Origin of the sequence: Aeromonas dhakensis (genome assembly GCF_000820305.1) — a bacterium.
Lineage (GTDB): Bacteria > Pseudomonadota > Gammaproteobacteria > Enterobacterales > Aeromonadaceae > Aeromonas > Aeromonas dhakensis.
On the sequence record NZ_CDBH01000029.1, the window covers coordinates 109038 to 126757 of the forward strand.

At 60.2% G+C, this 17720-nt stretch carries 17 protein-coding genes; 6 read left to right on the forward strand and 11 right to left on the reverse strand.

The features are described from left to right. Positions 1 to 5: 5 nt before the first annotated feature. Together BN1143_RS06595 and BN1143_RS06600 are read left to right on the forward strand one after the other, a co-directional pair. Entirely contained in the window at positions 6 to 599 is a 594-nt protein-coding gene (locus tag BN1143_RS06595) for a gamma-glutamyl-gamma-aminobutyrate hydrolase family protein (RefSeq protein WP_042050066.1), read from the forward strand. A 1-nt stretch (position 600) separates the two neighbouring features. Then, positions 601 to 1323, forward strand: coding sequence for a phosphocholine cytidylyltransferase family protein (locus BN1143_RS06600; protein ID WP_042050067.1), 723 nt, complete (start codon positions 601 to 603; stop codon positions 1321 to 1323). A 25-nt stretch (positions 1324 to 1348) separates the two neighbouring features. Here BN1143_RS06600 and pseC read toward each other — a convergent pair whose 3' ends face one another. The 11 genes from pseC to BN1143_RS06655 all read right to left on the reverse strand — a co-directional run bounded on the left by pseC (position 1349) and on the right by BN1143_RS06655 (position 12015). Continuing rightward, on the reverse strand, positions 1349 to 2476 hold the full coding sequence (pseC, locus tag BN1143_RS06605) for a UDP-4-amino-4,6-dideoxy-N-acetyl-beta-L-altrosamine transaminase (RefSeq protein ID WP_042050069.1): 1128 nt from the start codon (positions 2474 to 2476) through the stop codon (positions 1349 to 1351). Next, positions 2473 to 3477 carry a UDP-N-acetylglucosamine 4,6-dehydratase (inverting) gene (pseB, locus tag BN1143_RS06610; protein ID WP_042050070.1) on the reverse strand — a complete coding sequence of 335 codons (1005 nt, stop codon included), beginning with the start codon at positions 3475 to 3477 and terminating at the stop codon, positions 2473 to 2475. Before pseB ends, pseC begins: the two co-directional genes overlap by 4 nt. 222 nt (positions 3478 to 3699) lie before the next feature. Then, positions 3700 to 5529 carry a maltodextrin glucosidase gene (malZ, locus tag BN1143_RS06615; RefSeq protein WP_042050071.1) on the reverse strand — a complete coding sequence of 610 codons (1830 nt, stop codon included), beginning with the start codon at positions 5527 to 5529 and terminating at the stop codon, positions 3700 to 3702. Positions 5530 to 5534: 5 nt separating this feature from the next. Further along, entirely contained in the window at positions 5535 to 6383 is an 849-nt protein-coding gene (locus BN1143_RS06620) for an HDOD domain-containing protein (protein WP_017764864.1), read from the reverse strand. A gap of 80 nt (positions 6384 to 6463) precedes the next feature. After that, positions 6464 to 6883, reverse strand: a complete 420-nt coding sequence (locus BN1143_RS06625) for an META domain-containing protein (RefSeq protein ID WP_042050072.1) — start codon at positions 6881 to 6883, stop codon at positions 6464 to 6466. Positions 6884 to 7059: 176 nt separating this feature from the next. Then, on the reverse strand, positions 7060 to 8421 hold the full coding sequence (gene yegD, locus BN1143_RS06630; protein ID WP_010635764.1) for a molecular chaperone: 1362 nt from the start codon (positions 8419 to 8421) through the stop codon (positions 7060 to 7062). A 106-nt stretch (positions 8422 to 8527) separates the two neighbouring features. Then, positions 8528 to 9517, reverse strand: a complete 990-nt coding sequence (locus BN1143_RS06635; protein ID WP_042050073.1) for a 2-hydroxyacid dehydrogenase — start codon at positions 9515 to 9517, stop codon at positions 8528 to 8530. 77 nt (positions 9518 to 9594) lie between these two features. Then, positions 9595 to 10074 (reverse strand): CreA family protein, encoded by a 480-nt coding sequence (locus BN1143_RS06640; RefSeq protein WP_042005633.1) that lies wholly within the window; start codon positions 10072 to 10074, stop codon positions 9595 to 9597. A gap of 21 nt (positions 10075 to 10095) precedes the next feature. After that, positions 10096 to 10542, reverse strand: a complete 447-nt coding sequence (locus BN1143_RS06645; RefSeq protein ID WP_042050074.1) for an Mpo1 family 2-hydroxy fatty acid dioxygenase — start codon at positions 10540 to 10542, stop codon at positions 10096 to 10098. A 53-nt stretch (positions 10543 to 10595) separates the two neighbouring features. After that, positions 10596 to 11453, reverse strand: a complete 858-nt coding sequence (locus BN1143_RS06650; protein ID WP_024942065.1) for a hypothetical protein — start codon at positions 11451 to 11453, stop codon at positions 10596 to 10598. Positions 11454 to 11628: 175 nt separating this feature from the next. Then, entirely contained in the window at positions 11629 to 12015 is a 387-nt protein-coding gene (locus tag BN1143_RS06655) for a TraR/DksA family transcriptional regulator (RefSeq protein ID WP_042050076.1), read from the reverse strand. Between the two features lie 468 nt (positions 12016 to 12483). Here BN1143_RS06655 and BN1143_RS06660 point away from each other — a divergent pair, with 468 nt between their 5' ends. The 4 genes from BN1143_RS06660 to BN1143_RS06675 all read left to right on the forward strand — a co-directional run bounded on the left by BN1143_RS06660 (position 12484) and on the right by BN1143_RS06675 (position 17706). Then, positions 12484 to 13815, forward strand: coding sequence for a glutamine synthetase family protein (locus tag BN1143_RS06660; protein ID WP_017764859.1), 1332 nt, complete (start codon positions 12484 to 12486; stop codon positions 13813 to 13815). Positions 13816 to 13990: 175 nt separating this feature from the next. Beyond that, positions 13991 to 15352 carry an aspartate aminotransferase family protein gene (locus tag BN1143_RS06665; protein WP_042050077.1) on the forward strand — a complete coding sequence of 454 codons (1362 nt, stop codon included), beginning with the start codon at positions 13991 to 13993 and terminating at the stop codon, positions 15350 to 15352. A 54-nt stretch (positions 15353 to 15406) separates the two neighbouring features. Next, positions 15407 to 16504 carry a polyamine ABC transporter substrate-binding protein gene (locus BN1143_RS06670; protein WP_005306618.1) on the forward strand — a complete coding sequence of 366 codons (1098 nt, stop codon included), beginning with the start codon at positions 15407 to 15409 and terminating at the stop codon, positions 16502 to 16504. Between the two features lie 122 nt (positions 16505 to 16626). Next, positions 16627 to 17706, forward strand: coding sequence for a polyamine ABC transporter substrate-binding protein (locus BN1143_RS06675; RefSeq protein ID WP_005306614.1), 1080 nt, complete (start codon positions 16627 to 16629; stop codon positions 17704 to 17706). Positions 17707 to 17720: the final 14 nt, after the last annotated feature.

The window sequence follows — 17720 nt, forward strand, 5'->3', positions numbered from 1 at the left end:
CAGATATGTTCAAAGTGATAATTACTCAGCGTGTGGACCATCTCAAGGAGCGGAATGAGAGTCGTGACGCCTTGGATGAGAATCTCTGTCGATGGGTGATAGCTGCTGGCGGGCTACCTTTTCCTGTATCTAATGTATTTGATGATGTATTGCTACTTAAATATCTTCATCATATAGATCCTGATGCGGTCATTCTCTCTGGCGGGAATGATATTGGTGATTTTCAGTGTAGGGATAATACGGAGACCCAGATACTGAACTGGGCTCACTCACATAAAGTACCTACCTTGGGTATTTGTCGTGGAATGCAAATGCTTATTACTTGGTCTGGGGGTACATTGAATGAGGTGACCGGGCATGTAGGGCAAAGGCATAATATACATGGTGATATCTCTGCCAGCGTTAATAGCTTCCACCGTTACGGTGCATTATCTGTTCCCGAAGAGTTCAGTGTTATAGCAAGATCAGCAGAAGGCTGTATTGAGGCGATTACACATAGAGATTGGCCGTGTGAAGGGTGGATGTGGCACCCAGAGAGAGATTTACCTTTTAGTCCATTATGGCTTGATCGATTTTATAAAATGGTGACGAGAGGATAATATGACAAGAGCGATTATTTTGGCTGCAGGGCGAGGTAGCCGAATGAAAGAAATGACAGCAGAGAAACCAAAATGTCTTACCATGCTGTATGGTAGACCTCTTCTAGAGCATCAACTTTCAGCCTTAAGAGCGGCCGGCATTACAGATATCGCAGTTGTAACAGGTTATATGAGGGAGGTTCTCACATCCTATGATTTAGTAGAGTTTCATAATTCAAGATGGGCTGAAACCAACATGGTTGCCTCACTATGCTGCGCACGAGAGTGGCTTATGGATGAAGAGTGTATTGTTTCATACTCTGATATATTTTATAGCCCCGAGGCTGTAACTAGCTTGCTTAATACTAATGATGATGTTGCTATTACTTATGATCCAAACTGGTTGAATTTATGGCGCCAGCGTTTTTCTGACCCCTTATCTGATGCCGAGAGCTTTAAGCTAGATGAGGAGAGCTATCTCATCGAAATAGGAAATAAAACTACAGATACTGCTTTGATTCAGGGGCAGTATATGGGGCTATTGAAGTTTTCCCCAGTAGGTTGGAAGCGTGTAGAGGAATATCGTGAACAGTTACCTGTTGTAATACAAGATAATATGCATATGACTGGAACTTTAAATTCAATTATCCAAAAAAATGATATAAAGATTAAAGCTATTCCTTATGAAGGCGAGTGGGGGGAAATTGATTCACCAGAGGACTTGGCGTGTTATGAACAATCATGAGTTACCGTTGGGTAACTCATGACTATCAAAGATATTGTATCTGATGAATTACCTCTGTCAGAGCTTCTTCTTGTTCCAATAAGGTAGGGTACAGCGGTAAAGTAATCAGTTGTTCGTAGAAGTATGCAGCCTCCCCACAATCACCTGTATGATAAGGATGATTCCCTATCGGGATGTAGTGCACGTTTACGCCTATGCCATGTGCTCTGAGCTTTTCGAACTGTGTTTTACGATGTTTCGCTGGAACTTTGATAACAAACAGGTGCCAAGCTGAGAGTCGATTATTACGGTCTGATAGAACTTCCAAGCCAAGACGTGGTAATTCAGCCTGATAACGTGCGGCAATTTTCCGTCGTTTAACCAAGAATTCCTCGAGTCGAGCCATCTGGCTCAACCCCAGTGCTGCCTGGATATCGGTCATTCGGTAGTTGAAGCCCAGCATCTGCTGCTCGTAGTACCAGGGGCCGTCCGGCTCATTGATAAAGTCTTCCGGATCCCGGGTGATGCCGTGGCTGCGCAACATGCTCATGGTTTTGGCAATTGCGGGGTCGTTGGTCATTGCCATGCCGCCTTCGCCGGTGGTGATGATCTTCACCGGGTGGAAGCTGAAAACGGTGATGTCGCTGTAGCGGCCGTTGCCGGTAGGCTCGCCGTGATAGCGGGCGCCGAGAGCGTGGCAGGCATCCTCGATGATCCGAAAGCCGTACTCTTGTCCCAGGCGATGGATCTCCTGCATATCGCAGGGCAGGCCCGCGAAGTGTACCGGGATGACCACCTTGGGCAGACATCCTTGAGCCTTGGCGGCTACCAGCTTGCGCTCCAGCTCGATGGCGCACATGTTGCCGGTATCGGGCTCGATGTCGACGAAGTCGACCTGAGCCCCGCAATAGAGAGCGCAGTTGGCCGAGGCGACAAAGCTGATGGGGGAGGTCCAGACCCAGTCACCCGGGCCGACACCCAGCGCCAGACAGGCGATATGCAGGGCGGCCGTGCCTGAGTTGACCGCCACCCCGAAGCGGGCTCCGCAGTAATCCGCCACTGCCTGCTCGAAGCGGGGCACCACGGGTCCCTGGGTCAGAAAATCTGACCTCAATACTTCGACCACGGCTTCGATATCCGCTTCGCTGATCGACTGTCTGCCGTACGGGATCATTCCATTACCACCTTGCTGTTCAATGCTTTCAGCTGTTCAACCGTCAGAAAATCAGCGTTGTCACGGGAGTTGTATTCGAATCCCTGGGCCACCATGGTTCCCTTTTCACCCGAGGCGGTGACGGAGAAGTCATTGTTGCGATTGTTGAAGTTGATGGTCGGTCCGATGATGAAGAAGTCGTCGAACTCGAAGGTGTGGTAGGAGTCGTCACACGGGCACATCACTTCATGCAGTTTCTCACCAGGGCGGATGCCGATGATCTCCTGCTCCAGCTGAGGGGCCATGGCGGTAGCCAGGTCGGTGATCCGTACCGAAGGCAGCTTGGGCACGAAAATCTCACCCCCCTTCATGCGCGGGAAGTTGTTCATCACGAAGTCCACCCCCTGCTGCAGGGTGATCCAGAAGCGGGTCATCTCGGCGTGGGTGATGGGCAGGGTGGTGGCGCCCTGATCGATCCGTTTCTGGAAGAAGGGCACGACCGAGCCGCGCGAGCCCACCACGTTGCCGTAGCGCACCACCGCAAAACGGGTTGGATCCTGGCCGGCGATGTTGTTGGCGGCGACAAACAGCTTGTCGGAGGCCAGCTTGGTGGCGCCGTAAAGATTGATGGGGTTGGCGGCCTTGTCGGTGGAGAGGGCGATCACCTTCTTGACCTGATTGAGCAGGGCGGCCTGGATGACGTTCTCGGCCCCGTGGATATTGGTCTTGATGCACTCCATGGGGTTGTATTCGGCGGCCGGCACCTGTTTGAGCGCCGCTGCATGCACCACATAGTCGACCCCGCGCATCGCCATGGTGAGCCGGTTGGCATCCCGCACGTCACCGATGAAATAGCGCATGCAGGGGGCGTTGAAGACCTGCTGCATCTCGAACTGTTTCAGCTCGTCGCGGGAGTAGATGATCAGCCGCTTCGGCTTGTAGCGTTCCAGCACTGTCTTGACCAGCATCTTGCCAAACGAGCCAGTGCCGCCGGTAATCAATAGGGTTTTATTGTCGAACATGACGGATTCTCGCTAGTGATGCCAAGTGACAAGCAATTTATGTGCCTTGGGCCAGTTTAGCCGAAAAGGGGCGGAAGCGGCCTTGTATGATGCCAGTTTTATTCCACTCTGAGTGAACTAACTAGATGATTCATAGAGAAATCCAACCCAGTTCAAACAACTTTATGCGATCTCGGGGGCTTTAACAAAAAGCGGAACACAGGGGTTCCGCTTTTTTGACGCCTAGCTGGAGAGCAACACTCTGGCCGAGTTGGCGGGGATGGTGAGCTGTATTTCTCCCTGCACCACTTCGAATTTGTCGCCGTTGAAGGCGTCTGTGAAGCGGCTGGCCGGGCTCGCGGTCTGCCACAGGGGCAGGCTGATGGTGCGCGGCTCGCTGGGGTGACTGTTGCAGGCCACCACCACCTGATCGCTTTGCAGGGTGCGGGCGAACACATAGCTGTGGGGGCCGGCATAGAGGGTCTGGATGTCGCCGCGGCGCAGGGCCGGACGTTGCCGGCGGATCTGGATCAGCCGGCGGTAGTGGTCGTGCAGCACATGGTCCCAGGCGGTGGTCTCCCACGGGAAGCAGCGGCGGCAGTCCGGATCGTTGCCGCCAGAGAGCCCCACCTCGTCGCCGTAGTAGATGGACGGCACGCCGATATAGGTGAGCAGCAGGGTGGCGGCGAGCCGCATCCGCTGCTTGTCCTCCCCCAGCAGATGGAGGAAGCGGGCGGTATCGTGGCTGTCCAGCAGGTTGAACTGGGCCAGCTGGTTCTTGAACGGGATGTGGGCCCGCGCCAGCTTGAGCCAGCGATCCAGCTCCTCGGCGCTGATCTTGATAGGGTGGTAGGCGATGTCCTGGCCGGCCAGGAAGGCGCGGATCGGGTGGGCGAAGCCGTAGTAGTTCATGGCGCCATCCTCCTGATCCCCCTGCAGCCACTGGCTCGCCTCGAAGAAGTGTTCGCCCAGCACGTAGGCGTCCGGGTTCTCCTGCTTCACCGCGCAGCGAATGGCGCGCACGTGGCCGCGGTTGCCCTCGGCGGTGCCGCGTTCCCCCAGCATGTGGATGACGTCGAAGCGCCAGCCATCGATCTGGTAGGGGGCGCGCATCCAGTAGCGCAGGATGGCGTCGTCGGCGCGGTAGATGGCGTCCTGCACCTGTTCGCTGGAGAAGTCGAGCTTGGGCAGGCTGCGGATGCCCTTCCAGCTGACGTAATCCCCTTCGCTGTCAAAGGTGTAGAAGCTGCGCCACGGCGAGTCCGGGTTGCGCTGGGCCCCCAGCGGGGGGCAGAACCAGGGGTGCTCGGTGGAGGTGTGGTTGACCACCGCATCCAGGATGATCTTCATGCCGCGCTGGTGCAGGTTGCGGGTCAGCTCGGCAAACTGGGCGTTGGTGCCCAGATGCGCATCCACCTTGAAGTAGTCCTGGGTGTCGTACTTGTGGTTGCTCGGCGAGTCGAAGATGGGGTTGAGGTAGAGCGCCGTCACCCCGAGGGACTGCAGGTAGTGCAGCTTGGCATCGATGCCCGCCAGGTCGCCGCCGTAGAACTCGCAGGCGCCGTGCCCCTCTTCGTGGCGGCTGACCGGCTCGCCCCACGCCTTGCTGATGACCGCCTTGCCGCGGTACTCGTATTCGTGATGTTTGACGCTGAGGGACGGGTCGCCGTTGCAGAAGCGGTCCGGGAAGATCTGGTAGAACACCTGATCCTGCACCCAGGCCGGCGGCTGGTGCAGGCTGTTGAAGCGAAAATGCTGTTCCCGCGGCGGCATGGCCGAGCTGACGCCGGCACCGTGCAGCCACCACTGCTCCTCGTCGGTGAGACACTTGAAACAGTAGAGGTGGATATCCTGCCCCTTGTGAAGCGGCAGGGTGCCCTGCCATACCTGCAGCCGATCGCGGGTGGAGACCGCCGTCATCGGCACCAGATACTCCTCGTTGTCCGGCTCGTGGCGCAGCCACACCTCGCGGATCGGCGCGTCCAGCTCGCTGAACAGGGTGAGTTGCAGGGCGTCGGCGCTCTCTTTGAACCAGGGCGCCACCTGGGGATGGAACAGAAACGGATGGGTCATGATGCTTATTGAGTCAGAAGATCGGCGAGGGCATTACCCTGTTCATGCAGTGTTTCGAGCTGACCGGCGAGGGACTTGGGATCCAGTCCCAGCTGGTCGGCCAGCGGCTTGGGGAAGCGGGCTATGATGGCCTGGGCCGGCACCCCGGCGTTCCAGGCGAAGGAGATGAAGACCGCCAGGCGGATCAGTACCGCCTCCTTGCTGACCGGATCGTGGGAGAGGGGATCCAGCTGCTGGGAGATGGCGTCAACGAAGGCCTCCGACAGGTTCCAGCGCCGTGCCAGCTCGGCACCGAGCTGGGCGTAGTCGTACCCCAGCATCTCGCGCTGGGCCTCGACCCGGCTGCTCCCTTTCTGGATCGCCAGATTGATGAGCTCCGCCTCTTCCGGCAATGTGCTCTGGATCAGCAGCTCGCCGATGTTGTGGATGAGGGCGCAGGTGAAGGCGGTCTCGGGGTCGAGCACCTTGGCCTCCTGGGCCAGCGTCTTGGCGATGGTGGCGACCTGGAAGGTCTCGGTCCAGAACTTGTTCTTGTCGAAGCTGGGAGGGGCCTTGAAGCTGCCGATGATGCCGGAGGCGACCACCACGGAGCGCAACCGGTTGAAACCGAGGCGGATCACCGCCTGTTCGATGGAGGTGACTTCGTTGCCGCGGCGCAGGGCGGCCGAGTTGGCCATCCGCAGCACCTTGACGCTGATCACCTGATCCATGGCGATCTTGGCCGCGATCTGGTCGATGCGGGCATTTTCATCGCTGAAGCTCTGCATCAACTCATGCAGCAGCTGTGGAATAGTGGGGAGTTGTTTGATCTTGTCAAACAGACGGTCCATCGACATGGCTGAGGCAGCCTCCATTGCGAGCACTGCCTCATATTGTGCCACAGGCGGGGCACATGTTCCTGTTTGTGATCCGGCTTTGTGATGCGAAGGGGGGGTTACAGCACCCAGTCGCGCAGGGTGTATTCCAAACGATGCCGTTTTCCCTGCAGGATCAGGGTCTGGGTGGTGCCATCCAGGGTGGCCCCTTCGGTGAGGGTGGTCAGCACCGCCTGCTCCACCGCATCGAGCGGGGCCTGGCAGGCCATCTCTGTGCTGCCCAGACTGGTCACCCAGAACTTGTTCCCCTCGAGGTGGCCCTGACCGAAGTAGCGGTTGCAACCGGCGATGCCGTTGACGGTGAAGTGCTCACCTATCTCGAAATCGGGCGGATTGTCTCGCGCCGCGGTGACGGATTGGCCATCCAGCTTGTCGAGCACCCAGTGGTGGTGCTGCAGGTCTTGCGAGGCAAAGCGGGGAGTACTGCTGCAGGCGCTGAGCAGAAGCAGGGCGAGCAGCAGTAGCAAGAATCTGGGCATGAAAGGGCTCCGGTAGTGGGAGTGACAAGCATACCCTCTGTGCGGCCCCCCAGGCAGGGCAAGGGGGAGTGCCCCCGACCGCTTCTGTCGTCCCGCGGATTGGGCCTGTGTCGTTAAATGGCAACACCGGCCTTGCAAAGGGTGCCTGCGTCGTCGCTGGCACCCTCGCCGGGGCGTCAGTTGCCGAACAGCCGCTCGGCGTAACGGGCCAGACCGGAGGCGACCGAGCCGAAGTCATCGCCCCCTTCCAGCGGTACCTGGGGCAGCTTCTGGCGGATGAAGGCCTGGATGAGGGGCGAGCGGGCGCTGCCGCCGGTGATGAAGACCCGGTCCGGCTGGACGCCGGCGGCGGCAATGGCTTCGTCCATCAGCTCACCGATCTTCTCCAGCAGCGGGGTGGAGGCGCTGGCCAGCTGATCGCGCCTGAGCTCGGCCGTCAGCCCGCGCTCCAGCTCGGCCAGAGATTGCTGGGCCGACTCCTCCTGGGAGAGGGCGATCTTGCCCTGCTCGGCGCGCCACACCAGCTGGTGGCTCAGCTTGTGGGCACGCAGGCTGGCAAGGCGCCCCAGCTTGCTGCCGGGCAGGCTGTCGAGCTGCAGATCCTGCAGCTGGCGGCCCGTCTCCAGGCTGTAGAAACGGCTCTGGGCGCTGACGTCGTTGATGGCGGCGGCGTCCCAGAACAGCGGGTGGGGCAGCGGCTTGCCGGTCTTGAGGGTCTCGTGCATGCCGAGCAGCGGCATCATGCCCTCCACCGTCAGCCGGATGTCGAAGTCGTTGCCGCCGATGCGCTGACCGCTGTGGCCGAGCAGATCGCCGCTGCGATCGAGCTGGGCACGATGGCTCGGGCCCATCCGCAGCACCGAACAGTCGGTGGTACCGCCGCCGATGTCCACCACCAGCACCACCGCATCCTCGTTGAGGCGGGCCTCGAATTCGAAGCCAGCCGCCACCGGCTCATAGAGAAACTCCACCTGCTCGAATCCGGCGAGGCGCGCCGCCTCGCTCAGGATGGCGATGGCCTGACGGTTGCTCTCTTCCCCCGCCAACCCCTGGAAGTTGACCGGGCGGCCAACCACGGCCCGGCGAATCGGCGCGCCGAGCTGCTGCTCCGCCTCGCGCCGCACGTGCAGCATCATGGCGCAGACGATGTCTTCGAACAGGGCGATCTGCGGTGCCTTGAGGCCGTAGGCGCCGAGGAAGGATTTGGGCGACTTGATGTAGTAGCCGTCGTCCGGCTCTTCCAGGTAGCGCTCCAGCGCCGCGGCGCCGAAGCTGAGCTCGTCGATCAGCCCCTCTTCGCGCATCTGGCGGCGTACCGCCTGGGCCCGGGTTACCACGGGGCCGCGCAGCTTGAGGTACTCGCTCTGCTGGGCAGGCGCCAGCCCTTCGGCCAGCAGGCCGGCGATGGCATCCCGATGGGGGGCGTGCAGGGTGGAGGGAAGGTAGTGGGCACCGCTCAGGTTCAGCAGCCGGGGGCTGCCTTGTTCCATCACGGCGACGGCACAGTTGGAGGTACCGTAATCAAATCCGATAAACATGGGCAGCCAGACTCCTGAGCAAAAAAGGGCTGGTAGCCTACCCGAAGGCGCCGGGTCTCACAACCCGGCGCACGGCAATGAACCGCTGAGGGGCAGGGGAGGCCCCTTATTCCACCTCGTTGTCAGAGCGGCCCTGACTGTCGATGGCGCGGATGTTGCTGAGGGTGGTGTCGGCGATGGCGTGCAGCGCCTCGCGGGTCAGGAAGGCCTGGTGACCGGTGAACAGCACGTTGTGGCAGGCCGACAGGCGGCGGAACACGTCATCGGTGATCACCTCGTTGGACTTGTCGGCGAAGAAGAGATCCTCCTCCTCCTCGTAGACGTCCAGCCCCAGCGCGCCGATACGGGCGGTCTTGAGCGCCTCGATGGCGGCGTTGGAGTCGAGCAGGCCGCCCCGGCTGGTGTTGATGATCATCACCCCGTCCTTCATCTTGGCGAACGCCTCCTTGTTCAGCAGGTGGTAGTTCTCCTTGAACAGCGGGCAGTGCAGGCTGATGACATCGGACTGGCGGAACAGGGTATCGAGATCCACGTACTCGGCGCCCAGATCGATGGCCGCCTGGTTCAGATAGGGATCGCTCACCAGCAGGCGCATGCCGAAGCCCTTGAGGATGCGCAGGGTGGCGATGCCGATCTTGCCGGTGCCGATGATGCCGGCGGTGCGGCCGTGCATGTTGAAGCCGACCAGCCCCTCCAGCGAGAAGTTGGCATCGCGGGTGCGCTGATAGGCTTTGTGGATGCGACGGTTGAGGGTCATCATCAGGCCCACCGCGTGTTCGGCGACCGCTTCCGGGGAGTAGGCGGGCACTCGCACCACCTTCAGCCCCAGCTCCTTGGCGGCGGCCAGATCCACGTTGTTGTAGCCGGCACAGCGCAGGGCGATCACCCTGGTGCCGTTGGTGGCCAGCTCGGTCAGCACCTCGCGGTCGGCATCATCGTTGACGAACAGGCACACCACGGGGAAGCCGTGGGCCAGCCGGGCAGTCTTGGCCTCCAGCCGCACGTCGAAGAACTCCAGTTCATAACCGTACTGGCTGTTGGCCTGATTGAAGTGCTCTTTGTCGTAGCTCTTGGTACTGAAAACGGCGACTCTCATGGTGCGCTCTCCGTAGATAATGATGTAGTTAAATTACAACAAATATGGGTCGTCATCACGGGATAAATGGTGGGAATTCAGCCCCATGGCATGATGGGCACGGCGCTGACCGCACTCTTGTAAGAACCATCCACCAGCTTGGTGCTGTAAGTCAGATAGACCAGGGCGTTGCGCTTTTGATCGTAAAAGCGCACCACTTTCTGCTCCTTGAACACCAGCGAGGTGCTGACGTCGAACACCTCTTCCCCTGCCTTCAGCTTGGCAGGCAGGGTGATGGGACCAATCTGGTGGCACGAGAGGGAGGCATGGGAGGGGTCTTCCGCCAGCCCGAGTCCGCCCTTGACGCCGCCGGTCTTGGGGCGCGCCAGATAGCAGGCGACGCCGTCGATGCGCGGGTCGTCGAACGCCTCCACCAGGATCTTGTGGTTGGGGCCAAACAGCTTGAAGGCGGTGCTCACCTCGCCGACGGGGTCGGCCTTGTCGGCCAGTGCCGGGCCGGCAATCAATGCGCCCAGCAGCAGCGGCAGGGCGCGAGCAAGGGTGTAACGGTATCTCATGGTCTCTCCTGTTGGCTTCCCTCAGTAGGGAATGCCCAAACGACGATAGAGGCTGGCCAGCACCCAGGCGGGGCCGATAAGCAGAAATTGCAGGTCGGCAAGGAAGGAGGGGCGCTTGCCCTCGATCTTGTGACCGACGAACTGGGCTATCCAGAGCAGCACGAACCCGGCCAGTGCCGGCCACAGCAGCGGGCCCTGCCAGCTGTGGCAAGCGACCAAGCCCAGCGCGGTCAGCACCACCATCCCCACGAACAGCGCAAACGACAGCCGCAGGTAGAAGGCCAGCACCGGGATGGCGACCAGCGCGGCCCAGTTGAGCGACGGCGGCAGCGGCCCGGCTGGCAGGCACCAGAGCAGGGCCAGGGCACAGAGATAGATGCCGGGTACCGCCAGCTTGTGGATCGCCACATTGACCGGGTGTTGGTGGCTCTGGCCGTACAGTTCAAACCACTCCTCGATTCCCTTCATGGCACCTCCCTGGCGCGCTGTGTGTGCCACCTCGTTGTGAGGTGGCCGATTCGTTATCCCTGCGGGGGATACTCCCAATATTGGGCCGGAATGCTCTTGAGCAAGGGTGTCATGTCGGGATTGGGCAGGGCGATGGTGACCCGCTGGTCGAGCTTGGCACTGGCCAGCGCCTCGCGGATCTTGGGGTTCTCCCGGAAGAATTTCATGAAGCTGCCGTCGGCATAGGCCCGCTCAAGCCCGGTCTGAATCGCCTTGGCCAGTTTCGGCGCCTCGGGACTGACGAAGAAGAACTCGGCGAAGGGGTAGCGGATCAGCAGATGCTGATCGATGACCAGGTTGGGGTATTGCGCCACCAGCTCGCTGCGCTCGGCGAAGATCTCCACCAGGTTGCGCGGGAAGAAGTCCAGCTTGTCACCGTCGTTGATCAGCCGAAACAGGTTGCTGTAGCGCCCCGAATAGGTGGGGATGCCCGCGTTCTCCAGGATCTTGTTGTCGGCCCAGCCCACCCCTTGCGCCGCCTTCAGCTTCTTGAGATCGGCCAGCGAGTTGATCTGGTTGAACTTCTCCTGGGCATCGGCGTGGATGAAAGAGAGCCGCAGCCCTTCCAGACCGCGAAACAACGGGATCGGCACGGCGATGAGGGAGGATTCGAGGGCGCTGGAGGTTCCCATCCAGAACACATTGATGGTTTTGCCCTTGCTGAGCTGCTGCTGCAGGCTGTACTGGTTGAGGTTGAGTTCGACCTGCTGGATGCGAAACGGCTGGTCGGCATGGGTGAGGGCCAGTTCCAGCAACTTGAGCTGGTACTCTTTGTCGAGGTCATTGATCGGTCGGCTGGGCACCTTGACCGTGAGGGTCTGTGCTTGTGCCAGCAACGGCAGACACAAGCACAGTTTGAGGAACCATTTCACTCTCTGCTCTCCTGTAGATTCCGGGGCTTGCCCGGAGTCTAACAGAACTTGTCACTCTGTTGCTGCGCCGCCGTGGAACGGGGAGCGACGAGGCAGGGAACCCCGCCTGCATCGAGGCAGACAGGGGCCTGCTCGTCATCCCGCCGGCGAGCGCCAGTGACGGTGCCGGGAGGCGTCAGGCGACGCGACGATACACGTGGGTATCGTTGAACTCCTTGGTACTCTGGCATTCGACGCAGAAGCGGGACTCGGGACGCGCCTGCAGCCGCTTGAGGGAGATCTCGTCACCGCAGGATTCGCAGTAACCGAAATCCCCTTCGCTGATGCGCTTGAGCGCACCACGCAGCTTGCGCAGATGCAGCTTGTCATGCTCGATGCGGTTCAGCTCCAGACGGCGGGCTTCCTCGATGCTGGCACGGTCAATTTCATCAGCCATCTCGTTGGTATCGGTGGCGATGGCCTGGCTGGCCTGGGAGTTGAGACGTTCTTCGAGCTCGACGATCTGCCCCTCGATCTGTCCCTTGTAAAAGGCCAGTTGGTCTTCAGTCATGAAATCACACATACGATTTACTACCAGTCAGTTTACTAACCCAATTATCCCTGTTTATGGGGGCTGTCTGCCTGCAGACCAAGCCCTGTGTCCTGTATTTGCACCAAATCCATGCAGGAGAGTGCAAATCAGGGCGGGCCTTGTACCAAAAAAATGCAGGCATGCAAAGCAAAGAGGACAAGGATTGTGCGCCCTTGCAAAAAAATGGCCCGATTCCGACAGGGTCTGACTGAGAACATACGGGGGTAACACGCCTCGTTGGCACCGGCTTTGCAGTGAGTCGTTACCATGACAGGGTGTTTAGTATTTGTCCCCGCCATGGTCATTATATGCGCCGTTATTTATAGTTTTTTAAACACCACTGCTTGACATTGCCCCTGATGGCGGGCTTTTATGGTGGTGTTGATTACAATTTGATAACAAGGGTGTTCCATATATTAGACACCCTTGCCAATGGCAACCGTAGAGTCGGGGTTTAACATGGACAGTATCAAGGGCTGGATGGAGAGCAATCGCATCACGGAAGTGGAGTGCCTGTTTCCGGATTTCACCGGTAATGCCCGAGGCAAGATCATTCCAGCCAACAAGTTTCTGCGCGAAGGGGGCATGCGCCTGCCCGAGGTCATCTTCACCCAGACGGTGACCGGCGAGTATCCGGATGACGACAGCATGATCGACCCGCTGGAGCGGGACATGCAGCTCTATCCCGATCCCAACACCATTCGTTTCGTACCCTGGGCACTGGAGCCCACCGCCCAGGTGATCCACGACTGTTTCGACATCAATGGCAAGCTGATCGACATAGCGCCGCGCTCCGTGCTGCGTCGGGTTCTGTCATTTTACGAGAAGCAGGGCTGGAAGCCGGTGGTGGCCCCCGAGCTGGAGTTCTACCTGGTCAAGCGCAACGAAGATCCCGACTATCCGCTGGTGCCGCCCACCGGCCGCAACGGTCGCCCCGAGACGGCCCGCCAGTCGTTCAGCATCGACGCGGTCAACGAATTCGACCCCATCTTCGAGGACATGTACGACTACTGCGAGGCGCAGGAGCTGGAGGTGGACACCCTGATCCACGAGTCCGGTGCCGCCCAGATGGAGATCAACTTCCTGCACGGGGATGCCATCGATCTGGCCGACCAGGTGTTCCTGTTCAAGCGTACCATGCGCGAGGCGGCCCACCGCCACGGGATTTACGCCACCTTCATGGCCAAGCCGATGAGCGACGAGCCCGGCTCCGCCATGCACATTCACCAGAGTCTGGAAGATGAGAACGGTCGCAACCTGTTCGGGGTTGAGAACGGCGGCAACTCCGAGCTGTTCATGCACTTCATCGCCGGCCTGCAGAAATACACCCCGGCGGTGACCGCGCTGCTGGCCCCCAACGTCAACTCCTACCGCCGCCTCACCTTCGGCGAGAGCGCGCCGCGCAACGTCCAGTGGGGGGTGGAGAACCGCACCTGCGGGCTGCGGGTGCCCTTCTCCGAGGCCAGCGCCCGCCGGGTGGAGAACCGCTTCGCCGGCGCCGATGCCAACCCCTATCTGGCGCTGGCCGCCACCCTGGCCTGCGGCTACCTCGGCATGATGGAGAAGCTGGAGCCGCTGCCGGAGATGAAGTCGAGCGCCTATGAGCTGCCCTACAGCCTGCCCCGCTCGCTGGAGGAGGCGCTGAGCCACCTGGAGCAGTGCGATCCCATCAAGGAGATGCTGGGCGAGCGCTTTACCCGCGCCTTCGTGGCGGTGAAGCGCAAGGAGTATGAAACCTACTTCGGGGTGATCAGCCGCTGGGAACGGGAGTTCCTGCTGCTGAACGTGTGACCCGGGTGCGCGCTTGACGCGCATCGGCCTGCCGGGAGCGCCCGAGGGTGTTCCCGCTCATATCGACAATGCCGGGGCCAAGGTCAGGCTCTCCCACGCGTGAGTGGGGGAGCACCCCTCCCTCATCCGTTGACGAACAAACATCGCTTACATCGAAGGAACCGAGGAGCAAGCAATGCAGCACACCACCCGTGAGTGGCAGCAACTGGAAGCCAGCCATCACCTGCATCCGTTTACCGATTTTCAGGCGCTGAACAAGAAAGGCAGCCGCATCATCACCCGTGCCGAGGGGGTCTATCTGGAAGACTCTGAAGGCAAGCGCATTCTGGATGGCATGGCGGGTCTGTGGTGCGTCAACCTGGGCTACGGCCGCCAGGAGCTGGTGGACGCCGCCACCCGCCAGATGCAGCAACTGCCCTACTACAACCTCTTCTTCCAGACCAGCCACCCGCCTGCCGCCGAGCTGGCAACCCTGCTGGCCGAAGTGACGCCCTCCCATCTCAACCACGTCTTCTTCACCGGCTCGGGTTCCGAGTGCAACGATACCGTGCTGCGCATGGTGCGCCACTACTGGGCCAGCAAGGGGCAGCCGGAGAAGCAGGTGATCATCAGCCGCCACAACGCCTACCACGGCTCCACCGTGGCAGGGGTCAGCCTGGGTGGCATGAAGGGGATGCACGCTCAGGGCGGGTTGCCGATCCCCGGCATAGTGCACATCGATCAGCCCTATCACTTCGGGGAAGGGCAGGGGATGAGCGCCCACGAATTCGGCCTGGCTCGTGCCCGTCAGCTGGAGGAGAAGATTCTGGAGCTGGGGGTGGACAAGGTGGCCGCCTTCATCGGCGAGCCGATCCAGGGCGCCGGCGGCGTCATCATCCCGCCCGACAGCTACTGGCCGGAGATCCAGCGCATCTGCGACAAGTACGGCATCCTGCTCATCGCCGACGAGGTGATCTGCGGCTTTGGCCGCACCGGTCACTGGTTCGCCAGTGAAGGCTTCGGTATCAAGCCGGACCTCATGTGCCTGGCCAAGGGGATCACCTCCGGCTACCTGCCGATGGGGGCCGTGATGGTGGGGGACAGGGTCGCCAAGGTGCTGGTGGAAGAGGGGGGCGAATTCAACCACGGCTTCACCTACTCCGGTCATCCGGTGGCCTGCGCCGTGGCCATTGCCAACATTACGCTTATGCAAAACGAAAGCATAGTTAAGCGAGTTCATGATAGTATCGGCCCCTATTTGCAGCGTCGCTGGGCGGAGCTGGCGGACCATCCGCTGGTGGGCGAAACCCGTGGCAAAGGCCTGGTGGCCGCGCTGGAAATAGTGCAGGACAAGCAGACCAACAGCCGCTTCCCGGCTGAGCTGCAGGCCGGTATGACCTGTCGGGAGTTCTGCTTTAACAATGGCTTGGTGATGAGGGCGGTCGGCGATACCATGATCATATCGCCCCCCTTGGTGATCACCGAGGAACAGGTGGATGAATTGGTCAATCTGGCCAGGCTCAGTCTGGATCTGACGGCGGCAAAGCTGCGGGGATAGGCGGGCGCCGGGCAGGTTGGCTTGCGCATACAATTTGCTTAGGAGACAAGGACGATGTCTTTCAAAACGGGAATGATTGCAGCCTCGGTGGCGCTGGTCATGATGAGCGGCGCGGCGATGGCCGAAGACAAGGTGTTGCACGTCTACAACTGGAGCGACTATATCGCGCCGAACACCCTGGAAGACTTCCAGAAAGAGACGGGCATCAAGGTGGTCTACGACGTGTTCGACAGCAACGAGGTGCTGGAAGCCAAGTTGCTGGCGGGCAGCTCGGGCTATGACATCGTGGTGCCGTCCAACCCCTTCCTGGCCAAGCAGATCAAGGCGGGCGTGTTCCAGAAACTGGACAAGTCCAAGCTCTCCAACTGGCAAAACCTGGATACCTCGTTGCTCAAGGCGCTCGAACCGAGCGACCCGGGTAACCAGTACTCCATTCCTTACCTGTGGGGCACCATCGGTTATGCCTACAACCCGGAGAAGGTGAAAGCCGTGCTGGGTGACAAGGCGCCGGTGGACTCCTGGGATCTGGTGTTCAAACCGGAAAACATGGCCAAGTTGAAGGAGTGCGGTGTCTCCTTCCTCGATTCGCCGACTGAAATGCTGCCAGCCGCCCTGCAATACCTGGGCTTCAAGCCGGACAGCCAGAAGCCGGACGAGCTGAAGAAGGCGGAGGAGCTGTTCCTCTCCATCCGTCCCTACACCGCCTACTTCCACTCCTCCAAGTACATTTCGGATCTGGCCAACGGCAACCTGTGCGTGGCGGTCGGCTATTCCGGTGACTTGCAGCAGTCCAAGTCCCGGGCGATCGAGGCCAAGAACGGCATCAATCTGACCTACGTGATCCCGAAAGAGGGGGCAGGCAGCTTCTTCGACATGCTGGCCATTCCGGCCGATGCCAAGAACGTGGAAGCGGCCCATGTATTCCTGAACTATCTGATGAAGCCCGAGGTGATCGCCCAGATCTCCGACGCCGTCAGCTATCCGAGCGGGAACAAGGCCTCCGTGCCGCTGGTGTCCGAGAAGATCCGCAACGATCCGGGCATCTACCCGAGCGACGAGACCCTCAAGAAGATCTACACCTTCCCGGATCTGCCGGCCAAGGTGCAGCGTCTGATGACTCGTAGCTGGACCAAGATCAAGTCAGGCAAGTAAGTGAAGAGTGCCCCTCCCGGTCCGCAGTTCGGCCGGGAGGGTGGTGACCCACCCGACAGGTTGGACGGCGCGTATGGATGCGCACTGGCAAATCACACATAAAGAGGACTGAGTAAGTGCACATGACCAAGATAGCTACGCTGGCCCTGACCCTGGGGTTTGCAAATCTGACCCAGGCAGCCCCTGTGGTTCATTTTTACAACTGGTCCGACTATATCGGCGAGACCACCCTCAGCGACTTCCAGCAAAAGACCGGGATCAAGACCGTCTATGACGTGTTTGACTCCAACGAGACGCTGGAAGGCAAGCTGCTGACCGGCCGTACCGGTTACGATCTGGTCGTGCCCTCCAACAATTTCCTGGCCAAGCAGATCAAGGCGGGGGCCTTCCAGAAGCTGGATCCCGCCCTGCTGCCCAATCTGGCCAACCTGGATCCCGTGCTGCTCAAGCAGCTCGACAAGGTGGATCCGGGCCATCAATACGCCGTGCCCTATCTGTGGGGCACCAACGGCATCGGTTACAACGTCGAGAAGGTCAAGGCGGTGCTGGGGGTCGACAAGATCGACTCCTGGGCGACCATCTTCGAGCCGGAAAACATGAAGAAGCTCTCCCACTGCGGGGTGGCCTTCCTCGATTCGGCGGACGAGATGATCCCGGCGGCGCTCAACTATCTGGGGCTCGACCCCAACAGCCATGAGCCGGCAGACCTCAAGCGTGCCGAAGAGCAGCTGCTCAAGGTGCGCCCCTACGTGGCCTACTTCCACTCCTCCAAGTACATCGGTGATCTCGCCAATGGCAACATCTGCGTGGCGGCCGGCTTCTCCGGCGACATCCTGCAGGCGGCGGCGAGGGCCGAGGAGGCGGGCAAGGGGATCAAGATCGCCTACAGCATTCCGAAGGAGGGGGGCAACCTCTGGTTCGACATGATGGCGATCCCAGCCGATGCCACCAACGTGAAAGAGGCGCACGCCCTCATCAACTACATTCTCGAGCCTGACGTCATCGCCAAGGTGAGCGACTACGTGGGGTATGCCAACCCCAACAGCAGGGCGGGAGAGTTCATGGAGAAACGCGTGCGCGAAGACGAATCCGTCTATCCACCCCAGGCGGTGCTGGAACGGCTCTATGTGCAGCAGGCACATCCCCGTGCGGTGCAGCGTCTGATCACCCGGAGTTGGACCAGGATCAAGTCCGGAACCTAACCTTGGCGCCCGTC